The 15,140-nt window shown below is 60.0% G+C and carries 16 protein-coding genes; 10 read left to right on the top strand and 6 right to left on the bottom strand.

The genetic code is table 11. The features are described from left to right. Positions 1-7 precede the first annotated feature (7 nt). The 3 genes from H6851_06485 to H6851_06475 all read left to right on the top strand — a co-directional run bounded on the left by H6851_06485 (position 8) and on the right by H6851_06475 (position 4,094). Positions 8-769, top strand: coding sequence for a carbon-nitrogen hydrolase family protein (locus H6851_06485; protein MCB9943254.1), 762 nt, complete (start codon positions 8-10; stop codon positions 767-769). A gap of 147 nt (positions 770-916) precedes the next feature. Beyond that, a complete protein-coding gene (locus tag H6851_06480; protein MCB9943253.1) occupies positions 917-1,768 on the top strand; it encodes a universal stress protein in 852 nt (283 codons plus the stop codon). Between the two features lie 214 nt (positions 1,769-1,982). Continuing rightward, a complete protein-coding gene (locus H6851_06475) occupies positions 1,983-4,094 on the top strand; it encodes an OmpA family protein (GenBank protein ID MCB9943252.1) in 2,112 nt (703 codons plus the stop codon). 107 nt (positions 4,095-4,201) lie between these two features. Here H6851_06475 and H6851_06470 read toward each other — a convergent pair whose 3' ends face one another. Continuing rightward, a complete protein-coding gene (locus H6851_06470) occupies positions 4,202-4,657 on the bottom strand; it encodes a pseudoazurin (protein MCB9943251.1) in 456 nt (151 codons plus the stop codon). Between the two features lie 328 nt (positions 4,658-4,985). Between H6851_06470 and H6851_06465 the strand changes: the two genes are divergently transcribed. Further along, a complete protein-coding gene (locus tag H6851_06465) occupies positions 4,986-5,603 on the top strand; it encodes a transglutaminase-like cysteine peptidase (protein MCB9943250.1) in 618 nt (205 codons plus the stop codon). Between the two features lie 82 nt (positions 5,604-5,685). Here H6851_06465 and H6851_06460 read toward each other — a convergent pair whose 3' ends face one another. Then, positions 5,686-5,850, bottom strand: a complete 165-nt coding sequence (locus H6851_06460) for a hypothetical protein (GenBank protein MCB9943249.1) — start codon at positions 5,848-5,850, stop codon at positions 5,686-5,688. Positions 5,851-6,174: 324 nt separating this feature from the next. Here H6851_06460 and H6851_06455 point away from each other — a divergent pair, with 324 nt between their 5' ends. From H6851_06455 to tnpA, 6 genes are all read left to right on the top strand, one after another. Continuing rightward, positions 6,175-6,891, top strand: coding sequence for an OmpA family protein (locus H6851_06455; protein MCB9943248.1), 717 nt, complete (start codon positions 6,175-6,177; stop codon positions 6,889-6,891). Between the two features lie 111 nt (positions 6,892-7,002). Beyond that, on the top strand, positions 7,003-8,526 hold the full coding sequence (gene glpK, locus H6851_06450; GenBank protein MCB9943247.1) for a glycerol kinase GlpK: 1,524 nt from the start codon (positions 7,003-7,005) through the stop codon (positions 8,524-8,526). 25 nt (positions 8,527-8,551) lie between these two features. Further along, positions 8,552-9,328: a DeoR family transcriptional regulator gene (locus H6851_06445; protein MCB9943246.1), complete on the top strand. Its 777-nt coding sequence runs from the start codon at positions 8,552-8,554 to the stop codon at positions 9,326-9,328. Positions 9,329-9,386: 58 nt separating this feature from the next. Then, positions 9,387-9,794, top strand: coding sequence for an HIT domain-containing protein (locus H6851_06440; GenBank protein ID MCB9943245.1), 408 nt, complete (start codon positions 9,387-9,389; stop codon positions 9,792-9,794). A gap of 238 nt (positions 9,795-10,032) precedes the next feature. Continuing rightward, positions 10,033-11,631, top strand: a complete 1,599-nt coding sequence (locus tag H6851_06435) for a transposase (protein ID MCB9943244.1) — start codon at positions 10,033-10,035, stop codon at positions 11,629-11,631. Positions 11,632-11,787: 156 nt separating this feature from the next. Beyond that, entirely contained in the window at positions 11,788-12,219 is a 432-nt protein-coding gene (tnpA, locus tag H6851_06430) for an IS200/IS605 family transposase (GenBank protein MCB9943243.1), read from the top strand. A gap of 102 nt (positions 12,220-12,321) precedes the next feature. Here the strand turns inward: tnpA and phaR are convergent, their stop codons facing one another. The 4 genes from phaR to H6851_06410 all read right to left on the bottom strand — a co-directional run bounded on the left by phaR (position 12,322) and on the right by H6851_06410 (position 15,124). Further along, positions 12,322-12,987 carry a polyhydroxyalkanoate synthesis repressor PhaR gene (gene phaR, locus H6851_06425; GenBank protein ID MCB9943242.1) on the bottom strand — a complete coding sequence of 222 codons (666 nt, stop codon included), beginning with the start codon at positions 12,985-12,987 and terminating at the stop codon, positions 12,322-12,324. 232 nt (positions 12,988-13,219) lie between these two features. Next, positions 13,220-13,786 carry a 50S ribosomal protein L9 gene (gene rplI / locus H6851_06420; GenBank protein ID MCB9943241.1) on the bottom strand — a complete coding sequence of 189 codons (567 nt, stop codon included), beginning with the start codon at positions 13,784-13,786 and terminating at the stop codon, positions 13,220-13,222. 21 nt (positions 13,787-13,807) lie between these two features. Continuing rightward, positions 13,808-14,737 (bottom strand): hypothetical protein, encoded by a 930-nt coding sequence (locus H6851_06415; protein ID MCB9943240.1) that lies wholly within the window; start codon positions 14,735-14,737, stop codon positions 13,808-13,810. 45 nt (positions 14,738-14,782) lie between these two features. Then, complete coding sequence (locus H6851_06410) at positions 14,783-15,124, bottom strand: 30S ribosomal protein S18 (GenBank protein ID MCB9943239.1); 342 nt, start codon at positions 15,122-15,124, stop codon at positions 14,783-14,785. Between the last annotated feature and the right edge of the window lie 16 nt (positions 15,125-15,140).

The following is a 15,140-nucleotide window of genomic DNA, read 5'->3' as shown; positions in this document are numbered from 1 at the left end:
GGATGAAATGTCGTTCATGTTTGCCATGTCGGTCGATTTTTCCGGAGAACCTCCCTTGCGTATCGCCCTTGCCACCCGTTCCGGTGCTACCCTTGATGCGCTCATGGTGGCTGCCGCCTCGAAGAATGTGCGCCTGCTGGTGCTGCCTGAACTGTGGCTCGATGCCGAGGGCGGTATCGAGAGTGACGAGGAACGCATCGACGGGTTGGCCGTGGCCGCGCAACGGCATGGTCTGGCACTGTTGTTCGGTTACCGCGAACGCTGTCGAACCGGTGTATTTTCAGCAGCCCAGATTATCGACGACAGGGGATATTCCCTTTCAAATACCCGTTGTGCGCATCCCACGCCTCCACCGGATGCGTCCGCGGACGGTCCGTCACTCGATGCCGGCAACTGGATGACCGTCAGCCACGGCCTCGAGATGCCGATGTCGATCCTGCTTGGCGACGATGTGCTCTTTCCTGAAGTCACTCGTGCGGTGACCCTGAAAGGAGCGGCCCTGGTTCTTGCGCTGCGGCGGTCGCCCCTGGCCGATCCCCGGCTCGAAGAAGCACTCTTGCGGGTCCGGGCTTACGAGAACGCGATCACCGCCATCGGGCTGCTTGACGGGCGGGTCTATGCCTTTGCACCCGATGCCGGCAGGATTGCCGCACAGTCCGGTCCCTGCGAACTGGTCATGATCGATGTTCCGTCGATTTCACTTGCAAAGCCCCCGCGTCGACCCGAACTGTATCAGCAGCTGGTCGCATCTGGCGAAGGAGATGATTGAGTTTTTCCAGATGGGACAAGAACAACCGGCTGAATATGGAATTGCGGTAGAACAGCATTCCGGAGCAACGTCCCGGACACTTCCAATCGGGAAATTCTCCAGTTATTGCCCTTTTCCAGTCCAGCAGCACAGCCCGGAGACACAGCCATGCGCACGATCCTAGCCCATCTCGAAATCAGCCCGGGGCTCGATTCGATTCTGGAGACAGCATTCCTGGTTGCGCGTCAATTCGACAGCTATATCGAGGGCTTTCATATGCGGCCGGGCCAGCCGGATGTCATAGCCGCCGGTGCTGACGGCTTCGTGGCAGCAGCGCCGGATCTTGTCGCCGGCTTCGAGCGCGAGGCCAAGGAACGTGCGCAGATGGCCAGCGAGCGTTTTGAAGCGTTCATGGCAAGGCATGGCCTCAAGCGCGCGAGCGAGAGTAAAACCGGACTGTGCGCGGACTGGCGCATCGAACTGGGGGGTGGACAGGCGGCGATTGGCAGCCGTGGCCGTATCTTTGACCTGATCGTCGTCGGCCGACCGCTCAAGGATCATGTCACTCCCAGCGTCGCAGCACTGGAAGCGGCACTGTTCGACGCCGGGCGGCCTGTGCTGGTAGCGTCGCCCGAACCTGTCCAGTCGATGGGCCGGCATGTCGTCATCGGCTGGAACGGCAGCACGGAGACGGCGCGTACGATCAGCTTTGCCATGCCCTATCTTCGGGCCGCCGAACAAATTACCGTGATAACGGTCGAAAAAGGGCTCGTTCCCGGACCGAGCGGTGCAGAATTGTGTCAGAATCTTGCCCGGCAGGGACTCAATGTGACCTTCGACGACGTGCAGCCGGATGGCCGCAGTGTTGGCGAGGCCATTCTTGAAGAAACCGCTCGGGTTGGCGGCGACCTGCTCATCAAGGGGGCCTATACCCAGAGTCGCTTTCGCCAGATGATCTTCGGTGGTGCGACCAGCCATATCCTTGCGGAAGCCAAGTTACCGGTGTTCATGGCCAACTGATCGCGACGGGCGCATCGGATCAAGGGCAGGCGGTTGATGCAGGTGACACTTTCAGGGTGCCCAAGTTGAAAAATTCACAACTTTGGCGGGAAAGCGTTCAGTTCCATTGCATTGCTAGGTTCGTCCGAACCCGGTATCACCCGTTGAAGTAAATGTTTGCCTGACGCATCAAGGTGGCCTGAAAGCCGCATTCCCAGGTGGGGGAGTTCCCGACATGGTTTCGTTGTACCGCGATGAACTCGGCCGGCTACGGCTCAAGTCGTTCCTTCTGGCCGGCTGCTGTTTGGCCGTTGCCTCCACGGCCCACGCCCGATCGGCATCTCAGGCCATGCCGAGAACGATGTCGGTTTCGGACGAGTTCATCGTGGTTGCCCAGAGCGATACCGGCAACGCCCCGCCCGAAGCCGTGCAGCAGCCGGTCGGCAGCGACGGCCAGCCTGCGAATGCCGGCAATGAACCGGCCTCGGCCAACGATCTCAAGGCCGCCATCGATGCGATCAAGCAACGCCTTGCCAAACAGCAGCAGGGACGCGCCAGCACTGGTACCAGTGAACTCGCCGCCGAGTTGAAGAACGCACGCGAGCGCATCGCCGACCTCACCGATAGCCTGTCGCGCCTGCGCGGCGAACGTGATTCGATTCTTGCCGAGCTGAAGAACCTTTCCGACGAACTGGCACAGCGCGACAAGCGCATCGCCGACCTGCAGAACGAGATGGCGACCGCCAACGAGGAGACGAAGAACCGCATCGCCGCACTGGATAGCGACCTGCGCAAGCGCGAGGCCGAACGCGATGCCCTGCGCAGTGAAGCAGCCGAAGCGGGCAAGCGGCTGGAGAATGCGCTGGCCGAAATCGACGATTTGACCGCCACGGTCAAGCAGGCCTGGGCTGACCGCGATTCCGTCGAACAGTCGCTCAAGGAAGCCCGCGATCAGGCCACCAGCGAAGTGGCTACCCGCGACACCGCTCTCAGCGATGCCCAGAGCAAGCTGGCCGAAATCGAGGCCCAGCTCTCGGCCAAACTTGCCGAACAGGATCAGCAAACAGCCGAACTGGCAAGGCTCCGGCAAGCGCTGGCCGAAAGCAGCACTGAAGCCGATCTGCGGGCCAAGCAGGTCGCGACGCTGACCGAACAGCTCAACCAGCGCACTACCGATCTGGAGGCCCGTTCTGCCGAATTGCAGGGTGCCGAATCGAAGCTGACCGAACTGGTTGCCCGGGTGCAACAGGTGGAGCGCGAGTCCGAAGGCCGGCTGCGCGAGCGGACCCAGACACTCACCAATAATCTCGAAAGTGCCAATAGCCGTCTCGAAAAACTTGAAGCCGAGATGCAGGGGCTGCGCGAAGTGGCGACCACTTCGGTGGCCGAGGTCGAGAATCTTGGCCAGCAACTGCTCGAATCCCTCAACGAGAATGAGGTTATGGTCACGGCGCTGTCCGAAGTGCGGGCAAGCAAGCAGTTGTTGGATGAAGAGCTTCAGGCTGCGCGCAAGGATGTGAGCGTCTACGCGGCCGATGCCTCGGCGCTGCGCGAGGAATTGTCCAGGGTCCAAAGCGGTGCCGCGGGAGAGGCTGCGCAGGCTGCGACCGCCCGGGGCGACGATGTGACGGCACAACGGTTGCAGGAAGCCCAGGCCGAGATCGAACGACTGACGGAAGAACTTATTTCCCGGGAAAGCCGTTTGACCGAGCTTGCTGCGGGTGGCCAGAATGGCGAGAGTTCCAACGCCCGGATCGCCGCTCTGGAAGATCAGCTGGCGGCGACCGAATCCGATCGCGACAAGCTTGAGGCGCAACTCGTAAGCCTGCGCGACAATCCGCCTCCTTCAGTGGAACCCGCGGCGGCTCCGGCCGATCAGGCCCAGGAGGTCCCTGAACGGATCGAGGCGCCGGCACCTGAGGTCGTCGTGGCCACGGTGGAGCCGATTGCCGAGATCAATTCCTTCCTCAACGATCTCCATGCCCGGGACACGGGCGATGGCTGGCTCATGACCGTGCCGGATGGTATCGTATTCGCTCCCGGCAGTGACGAGCTGGCTGTCGAAGCCTCACCGGCCCTTTCGAAGATCGCCTCGCTCGTCGAGCATTTCGACCAGTCGGACGTGCGTATCGTCGGCCACACCGATTCCTTCGGCGACGCCGCGGTCAATCGTGATCTGTCCCTGCGTCGTGCCAACAGCGTGCGTGATTACCTCACGCGCAATTACGGCATCGATCCCGCCCGGATCATAACCGAGGGCATGGGCGAGGAAGTTCCGATCGCTTCCAACGACACCATTGCCGGCCGCAGAGCCAATCGTCGGGTGGAAGTCTACGTTCGCCGTTAGCCTTTCTCCGTTCACTGTTCAGATGGATCTCCGCCCGAACGATGGGGCAGTGCGACTGAACTCGGGAAATATGGCCGGACGAAAGGGCGTGGGGCTGTCAGTCGAGGTCAGCGGTTGCCGGCCTCGTGTTCGGCCAACTGGTCGAAAAGGCGTCTGAATTCTGCTTCCGCGCGCGGAGGATGATGCATGGTCATCATTCCGTTGCTGACCGGTGGATTGTCTCCCACGACGATGAGCCCGACCATGCCCATATTATAGTGCGCATCGCAGCGAAATCCGTAAATGCCCGGCTGATCGAAAGTTACCGTGACGCTTTTTCCCATCTGGCCGCGCCAGGCTGTCTCGCCCGAGCACATGCTGGCGATTGATCGGCTGGCATGGAGATGATCGGTAGCCACGAATTCCACCGTATCGTGCGGCTGGATATAGGTGATCTCCGGGGCGAAACGGAACGGATCGGCAGCTGTACCCATGCGCACGACGAATTGCTCCGCCGCGACCGAACCGGCCATGACCGAGGCCAGCGGCAGGAACAGGAACGGCAGCCAGCGCTTATCCATCATGTCCCATGATCCTGTTCATCCGTGTATGGGCGGCACCCGAACTGGCACCCGGCAGAAGCGGGGTCCAGGTCATGCCGATATCCATGGATCCTGATAGCACGTCATGCAATCGGCGGGCGATGCACGGACCTTCACGTTGGCGTGTGGAATGGTTGTTTGCCGTCCCGGTGCGCCCGACACCATCTCATCATTGCCCACATTTCATCATCATGCGGTTGGCATGGTGTTACCGGCATGAGTGCATTTCCGTATGATCGAATCAAATCGGGATGCTATTAACCATTTATTAATTGTAATTTCCCTCAGCTACTTATGAGGGATCCAGCCGTTGAACGATGCGTGCAGCCGCCGATGGCTCCTGGGTGTTGTCGCCGCACTGGGGACCGGCATGTTCATTCGTCCCCGGGATGCGCGTGCCGATGGCACGGCTTACTGGAGGTCGAAATTCGACAGGTGGACACGGCAGGCGGGACGCCTGTTCGGCCCTGGTTCGGTTGACGATCACGAACTGACAATGTTCATGGCCGGGCTGCGCCAACTCGATCCGGTCACCGCCATTCATCGTGTCAATCGTGTCGTCAACGAAAGGCCCTTCCGTGTCGAGCCCGAGGGCGAAGATCATTGGGAACCGGCCGAACTGACCTGGCGGGAAGGAGGGGATTGCGAGGACTTCGCCCTGCTCAAGGCCGCCATTCTTGCCGAATGCGGGTGGTTGCCGAGCGATCTGCGCCTCGTGATTGCCGACGTTCCTCGTGTAGGTCGGCATGCGTTCCTTGGAGCCCGCGCCGGCGGTTGCTGGTGGCGGCTCGACAGTCTCGGTGAAGCCAGCGCCTGGGATGGAGGCGCTGTCGTCTATCCGGGCCCGGTTTTCCATCGCCTGTGGTTGAGCCCACCGCTCGCAACGGCCGCCAACCGCCATCCGTCAATGACGCCCGATCTGACATGATGACGGCTCCGGGTTTGCCGGAGACTCCTTGTACGGCGACAGGCAAGAGCATGGTCAACTCACTGAATCATGATTCAGGTTCTCAGAGCCTGCTTGTCACCAGCACCACCAGGGCAAGAAACAGCACGACAAAGACCATTTCGGTCTGCAATGCCGCACCCATTCCGTTATCGCCCGCCAGATTTGCAATGACAAGATTGACGACTTCGTGTCCGTACTCGACAAGTTTGTCAACATTTGAAGACATTTACCTATCCTCCATGTTGAAAATGGATTTCATTGTCGCATATCGAAGTTAATTTTTGTTAAACTCTATTTCTTTTCATGGTGAAAACAGTAACTGCTGGGGAAATTTGTTCACGATTACATATTGCCATATGAACGTTTTCGCCATCCGCGGATACCCTCCACGCGTGGCTGTCGCGGGTCGTTTCTCACCTTTCCTCGCGCGATTGCGCATCGTATCGCCAAAAAATCGCATGCGATATGACAACGGGCTGACAGGCTTGTACTTTTTTCTTTAACCGGGTTGAAGTACGGTATGTGCTGACTTTTTTGCCTGGAGTGTTTCATGCGGCGTACTGCTCTTTTTGTTGCTACCGCCTTTGTTCTTTCCGCCTGCCAGAACGGATCCGGTGAGCCCCGGATCGAAAAGGGCACCGGTACGGGGGCAGGCGTCGGGGCGGTTCTCGGTGGTGTCATCGGTGCTATCGTCGACAAGAATGATGTCCGTGGTGTTGCCGTCGGTGGCGCGCTTGGTGCTGCTGCCGGTGCTGCCGTCGGGTCGATCTTCGATCGCCAGCAGAAGGATCTCGAAAACCAGCTTGAGCAGGAACGGGCCGACAATCAGGTTCAGATCGAACGGGTGCGCGACGATCTCCTGCGTATCAATCTCTCCAATGAGGTGTCGTTCGAGGTCAACAGTGCCACGCTCAATCCGGCGTTCGAACCAAGTCTCGCAAAGCTCGCCGATGTTCTGGAGAAGTACAGCGAGACCGAGGCTACTATTATCGGCTATACCGATTCCACGGGAACGGAAGAGTATAACTTGCAATTGAGCCAGCAACGCGCCTATGCCGTGCGCGATGCTCTCGAACAGGACGGTGTGTCTGCCTGGCGCCTGCAGGCCGAAGGGCGGGGGGAAGCCGAACCCCGGGCGGACAATTCGACAGCCCGCGGCCGCGAACTGAACCGACGTGTCGAGATTCTCGTTCGACCCACCGACAACACCCAGTCTACTTCACCTGCACCGGCGGCTGCTCCGGCATCGTCCGACTCCAACTGGTAGGGGAATGCTCTCCGGCGGGGCGATGACCTTGTCGAGGGGTGTCGCCACTGTCGTCATTTCATCGACGCGCTGCTAACCTGCCTGAAGGATCTCGGCTTCAGGGAGGGGGCGATGGTGTCGAATTATGTGCTGGCGATCGATCAGGGTACGACGAGCAGTCGTGCCATAATCTTTGATCGGACCGGTACGGCCGTGGCGACCGCCCAGCGTGAATTGCAGCAGTATTATCCAGCCGATGGTTGGGTGGAGCACGACCCCGAGCAGATCTGGAACGATATCGTCCTCGTTTGCAGGGACGCGCTCGACAAGGCGGGTCAGGCAGCCGGACTGAAGCCGGCGGATATCGCTTCGATCGGCATCACCAACCAGCGGGAGACCACGGTTGTATGGGATCGAGATACCGGCATCCCGGTTTACCGTGCGATCGTCTGGCAGGATCGGCGTACTGCGCCGGTGTGCCGCAAGCTGGTGGAAGATGGTTATGTGGAGACCGTGCGCGAGCGTACCGGTCTTGTGGTCGATGCCTATTTCTCGGCTACCAAGATCGCCTGGATCCTCGACAATGTAGACGGTGCTCGCGCTCGTGCCGAGCGTGGTGAGCTCGCCTTCGGTACCATTGATTGCTTTCTCCTGTGGCGGCTTACTGGTGGTCGCGAACATGCGACTGACGCCACGAATGCTGCGCGCACCATGATTTTCGACATTTCGCGTCATAAGTGGGATGATGACCTGCTTCGTGCGTTGAATATCCCCCGTTCGATGCTGCCCGAAGTCCGGGACAACAGTTGCGCATTCGGCACGACCGACGCCGCCCTGTTCGGCGCGCCCATGAGCATCAATGGCATGGCGGGCGACCAGCAGGCAGCGACCGTGGGACAGGCCTGCTTTAAGCCCGGCATGCTCAAGAGCACCTACGGTACGGGCTGCTTCGCCCTGCTCAATACCGGCGATCGTCTCGTTGCATCGCGCAATCGCCTGCTCTCCACCATTGCCTATCGCCTGGACGGCAAGACGACCTATGCCATCGAGGGAAGCATCTTTGTCGCGGGTGCCGCGGTGCAGTGGATTCGCGATGGACTCAAGGTGGTCAATCAGGCTCATGAGACCGAGGCCATCGCTCGTTCGGTGGAAAGTTCGGCCGGTGTCTATGTCGTTCCTGCCTTTACCGGCCTCGGGGCTCCCTGGTGGGATCCCGATGCACGAGGGGCCATTCTGGGGCTGACCCGCGACAGCTCGCTGGAGCATATCGTTCGCGCCACGCTCGAATCCGTGAGTTACCAGACGGCAGACCTGATCGACGCCATGAGCGATGATGTCGAGGCCGCCGACGCGGGAAGTCTGCCAGCTACTCTGAGGGTCGACGGCGGCATGGTCGCCAATGACTGGGTATGCCAGTCCCTGGCCGATATCCTGGCGACCCCGGTGGACCGGCCGCAGGTGATCGAGACAACCGTGCTGGGGGCCGCCTATCTCGCTGGTCTCGATGTCGGACTTTACTCCGGCCTTGATGCGATTGCCGCGGCATGGCGCCTCGAACGTCGTTTCGAGCCGATTCTCGATGATTCGGTCCGCAGGGAACGTCTCGCCGGCTGGGCTGAAGCGGTGAGCCGGGTGCGATCGAAACCGGCGTATTGATGGTTGCACAGGTGAAGAATTTGACATGAATGCGATCGACGGGCGGCGCGAGCAGATGGTCGAGCTCGTTCGCCGGCAGGGGTTCATGACCATTGATGCGTTGGCGCAACAATTTGCCGTGACGCCGCAAACCGTCCGCCGGGATATCAACGAACTGGCCGATCTGGGGCTTGTCCAGCGCTTCCACGGTGGTGCAGGGCTGCCTTCGAGTACGGAAAACATCGCCTACAGCAGCCGCAAGGTGATGAATCTGGCGGCCAAGCAGCGAATTGCTGCTGAGGTTGCCTCCCGGGTATCGCATCACGCTTCGTTATGCATCAATATCGGCACGACGGCAGAAGCTGTCGCAATGGCACTGCTCGAACATAAGGGATTGTCAGTTTTGACTAATAATCTCAATGTGGCGGCGATGATGGCCGGCAACGAGGACTTCCAGGTGGTGGTTGCCGGCGGTACCGTGCGTGCACGCGACCGGGGGATCGTCGGCGAGGCGACGATCGACCTGATCCGTCAGTTCCGTGTCGACATCGCAATCATTGGCATCAGTGCGATAGACCTCGACGGTACCCTGTTCGACTACGATTATCGCGAGGTGAGAGTGGCGCAAACCATCATCGAACACGCGCGCAAGGTCTTTCTGGCAGCAGATGCAAGCAAGATTGGACGCCATGCCATGGCGCGCATGGGACATTTCGAACAGGTCGATGCGTTTTTCACCGACCGCCAGCCGCCAGCCGAACTATGCGATGTCCTGGAACGGGCCGGGACGGAGTTGTGCGTTGCTGGAGAGACCGGAGACTGATGGGCTTGTTCGTGGTGGCAGACCTCCAATACGGTACCAGACTGACAAAGGCCGGGCCATGAGCGATTTTACCATCGACCCCCGCCTGCTGGATGGCAGCGATCCGGTTGGCGACTGGCCGCTGTGCCATATCCGCTTCAAGGACGATGCCCGCTGGCACTGGCTGCTGCTCATCCCCCGTATTGCCGGTCTGCGCGACTACGGCGATCTGTGTGACGCTGATTATCATCAGCTCATGCTCGAAACCCGTCGCGCCGATGCGGTGTTGGCGAGCATTGCCCGTCCGCACAAGCGCAACATCGCAATGATCGGAAATGTGGTGGCGCAAATGCATGTCCATGTCATTGGCCGCAATGTCGGTGACGCCGCCTGGCCCACTCCCGTCTGGTGCTCCGGTCCGGGGCCACTCCGCGATGCTGAAGAGCGCACTGTCTTGTGCCAAGGTTATCGAACGGCACTCGGCTGAACTTGAAGTAGCCTGCCTGCTATTGAAAGGGCTCAGAGCGCTTCCCGTCGGGGATAATCGGTCTGAAGCTCTATTCCGTTGCTTTGACACCTTTCCTTGTCGTCCATGTGGTTACCTGAACGGGAAGTAACCGGTGCAAAAGTCCGGGCGGACTGGATTTTTGAGGCTTGATCTGCGCGCATGGAATAAGAATATGTTCTCGATTCCCAAGAGCGATGGGACGTGATTCAAGTTTGTTATGTCCAAGCCCAATGCCACCAACCTCGCCACACTCGGCCTTGATGATCTCCGCGATTTGGTTGCGGCGCTGCTGGAGCGCGTCGCTTTGCTGGAGGCGGAGAATGCAGCATTGCGGGATGAGATTGCCCGGCTCAAGGGGCTGAAAGGGCGGCCGAAGATCAAACCGTCGGGGATGGCAGCGAAGGCCGGAACATCGACGGCCACAGGCAAGCGAGGCGGCAAGGGCAAGCGGGGTGGTTCGTCGAAGGCCAGCCGGCGGGTTCCTGTGGTGAGCGAGGAGCAGAAGCTCGGGGTTGAGGCGCCGCCCGGCTCGCGGTTCAAGGGGTATGAGGATTTTGTCGTGCAGGATCTGCGGCTGGAGAGCCGGGTGATCCGCTATCGCCGGGAGCGCTGGATGACGCCGGACGGGCGAACGGTGACAGCGCCGTTGCCCCAGGGCTTGTGCGGGCATTTCGGGCCTGAACTGGTGCGGTTCATCATTCTGCAGCACGTCCAGGGCCAGGTCACGACGGAACGCTTGACGGCGATGCTGAACGAGATCGGCATCGTCATTTCCAAGTGCCAGGTCATCCGGCTGTTGAACAATGATCCAGGCGATTTGCATGACGAGGCCACGGAGCTGTTCCGCGCCGGTCTCGAGAGCGCGAAATGGATCACCGTCGATGACACCGGCGCCCGGCATGGCGCCAAAAACGGCTTCACCACCCAGATCGGCGATGACCGCTTCACCCACTTCGCGACGACGTTTTCCAAGAGCCGGGTGAATTTTCTCGAACTGCTGCGCGCCGGTCATGGCGGTTATGTCCTCAATGACGACGCCTTCAGCTACATGCGCAAACATGCGCTGGCGGGCTCCGTGATCGCCCGGCTGGAGGCGCATGACACCAGGACATTCGCCGATCGCGGCGCCTTCTCGGCCCATCTGGGCGAACTCGGTATCGATCAACTCGATGTTCACCCCGACCCGGTCAAAATCGCCACCGAGGCCGCACTGTGGGGCAGCATCCACCACCACGGTCTGCTGAACGATACCGTCATCGTCTCCGATGGCGCCGGACAGTTCCGCGTCGGCCAACATGCACTCTGTTGGGTTCATGCCGAGCGCCTGATCCACAAGCTCGTCGGCTTCAATGAAAGCCAAAGACGTGCCATCGATCTCCTCCGCCAGCTCGTCTGGTGGTTCTACGCCGATCTCAAGGCTTACAAACAAGCCCCGCAAAGGTCGCGAGCTGCCCAGCTCCGTGCCCGCTTCGACCGCATCTTCAAGCGCAAGACCGGTTTCGCCACCCTCGATCGCCTGCTCGCACGCCTGCATGCCCGCAAACCGGAACTCCTCCTGGTCCTCGACCGACCCGAAATCCCCCTGCACACCAACGGCTCGGAAAACGACATCCGCTGCCACGTCACCAAACGCAAGATCTCCGGCGGCACCTGGTCCGATGCCGGCCGTCAGGCACGCGATACCCTGCTCGGCTGCATGAAAACCTGCCAGAAACTCGACGTCTCCTTCTTCCAGCTCCTCGGCCACCGACTCGCCGTACCATACACGACAGAAATCCCACCACTCGCCCAGCTCGTCACCGCCGCCAAGGTCTGATCGCCCGGACTTTTGCACCGGTTACAACGGGAAACTCTAAACTAAAATAGGAGATCCCCCGGCTATGCCGGGGCGGCAGCCCGAGTTTGACGTTTCCGGCAGTCCATCGCCGGGTTTCTTTCGTTTGCCACCACGCATACGGAAGGAACGTCAGCGATGGACACGTATCAGAGCCTAAGTCACAGCGTTTGGGACTGCAAATATCATGTCGTCTTTATCCCGAAATGCCGACGCAAGACGCTGTATACAGGCCTGCGCCCACATCTCGGCGTGGTTTTTCGACAGCTAGCCAAACAAAAGGAGAGCAAGGTCATAGAAGGTCATCTGCTACCGGATCACGTCCACATGATGCTCGCCATTCCCCCCAAATATGCTGTCTCCAATGTCGTCGGCTTCATCAAAGGGAAGAGCGCCATTCACTTAGCCCGTGTTTATGGCGAACGCCGACGCAATTTCGTTGGCCAACATTTCTGGGCAAGGGGATATTTTGTCAGCACGGTCGGGCGAGACGAAACGGTCATCCGCGACTACATTCGCAATCAGGAGAAGGAAGATCGCCGGCTCGATCAACTCGCGCTGTTACCCTGAACATGCCGCCTTCAGGCGGCGAACAGATTGCGGCCGCGCAGCGCCGCAAACCGCCGCTTTGAGCGGCTCTCAACCAAAGCCCCCGGCTCTGCCGGGGGATATTTACTCCTTGTTCTTGCGGGCGAGAGCGTCGAGCTGGTGTTGCAGGTCGGTGAGCTGTGCCTTGAGTTCCTTCATCTCGTTGGAGAGGACTTCCTTCTGACTGTCGTTTTCTCCGGACGAGGTTGTTTCGCCGGTCGAGTCCTGCGTCTCGTCCTTGGGATCGGCGAAGGGACTGAACATGCGGGCAGCATTCTGCATCATCGCAAGATTCTGTCGGGTGAGATCCTCGAACGGCTTGGCACTTCGGTCCATGCCGGGCACCGGGAAAAACCGTCCGATCGTGTCTTCCACATAGGAGCGCATCTGATCCTGGTGTCGGGCGAAATTCTCCATCGACACCTCAAGGTAGCGCGGGACGATCGCATGAAGGCTGTCATCGTAAAAGGCAATAAGCTGCCGCAGGAAACTGATCGGCAGGAGATTGCGTCCCTTGCTGTCCTCTTCGAGAATGATCTGGGTCAGGACGGAGCGCGTGATATCGTCGCCTGACTTTGCATCATAGACTACAAATTCATCGCCTTGGCGAACCATCTGACTCAGTTCGTCAAGTGTCACATAGCTGCTGGTCGCAGTATTATAAAGACGCCGGTTCGCGTACTTCTTGACAACGGCAACGACATTACTGCTTTCGTCGCCACGTTTCGGCTTGTCATCCGCCGACGCCATTTGATCATCTCCGACAAAGGAACGACTGTCCACTGATCAGGGCAGCATTTCGATGACCATAACCGAGGGCTTTCGGCAATGCAGCAACAAAGGTCAGCCGGGCAATCCGAATTTCATATTGCGGCCGCATGCCGGTTCGGTCGGATACGACCAGTTCCCCTTTCCCGTCGACAAGTTGTGACGGGAAAGGGGAAATCCGGCGGATCTTTCCGCAGTCGCGAACGTTCGAACTTCAGTCTTCGTCCAGCATGTCGAAATTTGCCAGCCGGGGATCAGGTTCGTTGTCGTCCTTGACCTCTTCTTCGCGTTCAGGCTCGACGTCCGGTGCGAGACCCGCCTGAATGTCGGCTTCCTCGCGCGACCGGGCGACATTCACCTGGATTTGAACTTCGACTTCAGGATGAAGCTCAACGGCAACCGTATGAATCCCGGTTGTCTTGATCGGCTGTTCAAGCCGGATCTGCTGACGGTTGAGCTCGATACCGCCTTCTGCCAGCGCCTCGACAATGTCACGCGGGGTCACCGAACCATAGAGCTGCGCGCTCTCGCTGGCCTGGCGAAGGATGACGACAGACTTGCCGTCGACGTCGCCGCGCATTGTCAGGGCATGCTCTCGGCGTTCCTGATTGTTGGCCTCAAGTTCGGCACGCTGTGCTTCGAAGCGCTGCATGGCTTCTCCGGTAGCGCGCAGGGCCTTGCCCTTCGGGATGAGGAAATTGCGCGCGAAACCCGGGCGGACATTGACGATTTCGCCCATCTGACCCAGTTTTGCGACCCGCTCGAGAAGGATGACCTGCATCTTGCTAAGCTCCAGTAACGTTCACGACATGGTATGGCGCATCTGCGCACGATCCTCGATCAGACCCATGGCGGCGACGACAGGTACCGCGATCAATCCGAACAGGACGAAAACGACATAGAAGACGGTCAGGCCCGTGACGCGACGAAACGTATCGGTCAGGACCCGTGCCATCAGGCTGTGGACCAGCGCCAGCCCGAGAAGCAGATATCCGGTCCCGAGAACGATGGCCACCCCGCGGGCATAGAACCCCGGATTTCCGTTCAGCACCATCGCCGCGGCGATGGTAACCAGAAAGGCTGGCATGAACCAGCCTGGCAGGCGGAACAATCTGAGGAGTTCGTTCGGGCGAACCGAACGCTGCTGTCCCTGGGCGAGCTTGAAGGCCATCGCACCGTTGGCCACCGACACCAGGAACAGACCCGCCGCCGCGATGCCAGGCAGGACAGGGACGAGGCCACGATAGATTCCGATGACCTGGGCTGCCATGGCATTGCCGGCATAGTCTGCCGCCAGGATATCCATGCCGGCCGAAAAGTTGTCGGCAAGATCACCGAACCGGAACTGCAACCAGCCCAGGACAACGATCAGGAGGACCAGCATGTATATGGCCAGCCGCCCAAGGATCAGTCCTGAAGGGAACCACTCTCTCGAACCATCGCCTGCGGGACGCCATAACAGCGCATGCCTGATCACGATGAAACCCGGCACGACGTCCATGGCGACGAAAATGCCGGCCGCCATTCCGCCGGCGACCAGCAGGACGATCAGTGACGCAGCCAGGCTGCCGACGGAAAAGCCGGTCAGGCCCAGGGTGAAACCGACATACAGCAAGGGCAGCTGGACGAAATACGCCACGAGCGAAATCCTGCCCACTCCCAAGGGAATGGACAGGAACAACACAGCACTCGCGAAAGCGGCGAGTCCGATCAGAGGTGCGGCCTTGCGCATGACATTCCCGGCACGGAACTCTTATCCGGGCCTTCTCCTGGCAGCCTAGTTGGCGACGTAGGGGAGAAGGGCCAGTTCACGCGCACGCTTGATCGCCCGGGCCAGCGCACGCTGTTCCTTGGCGGTTACTGCCGTAATGCGGCGAGGGACGATCTTGCCACGCTCGGAAATGAAGCGCTGCAGGAGCTTGATGTCCTTGTAGTCGATCGCCGGTGCGTCGGCATGGGCGAACGGGCTGGCCTTGCGGCGGCGGAAGAACGGACGACGGATCGTGATTGTCGGCGGTTCCCGGCGATCGCCGCGCTCTCCACGTTCGCCGCGCTCACTGCGGTCGCCGCGATCACCACGCTCTCCGCGGTCACCACGCTCTGCGGTCTGATCGATCATGAGTCTCTACTCCGGT

Source organism: Geminicoccaceae bacterium, assembly GCA_020638465.1.
GTDB lineage: Bacteria > Pseudomonadota > Alphaproteobacteria > Geminicoccales > Geminicoccaceae > JAGREO01.
The sequence above is the reverse complement of the archived record's forward strand: the minus strand, read 5'-3'. Positions and strand labels throughout refer to the sequence as shown.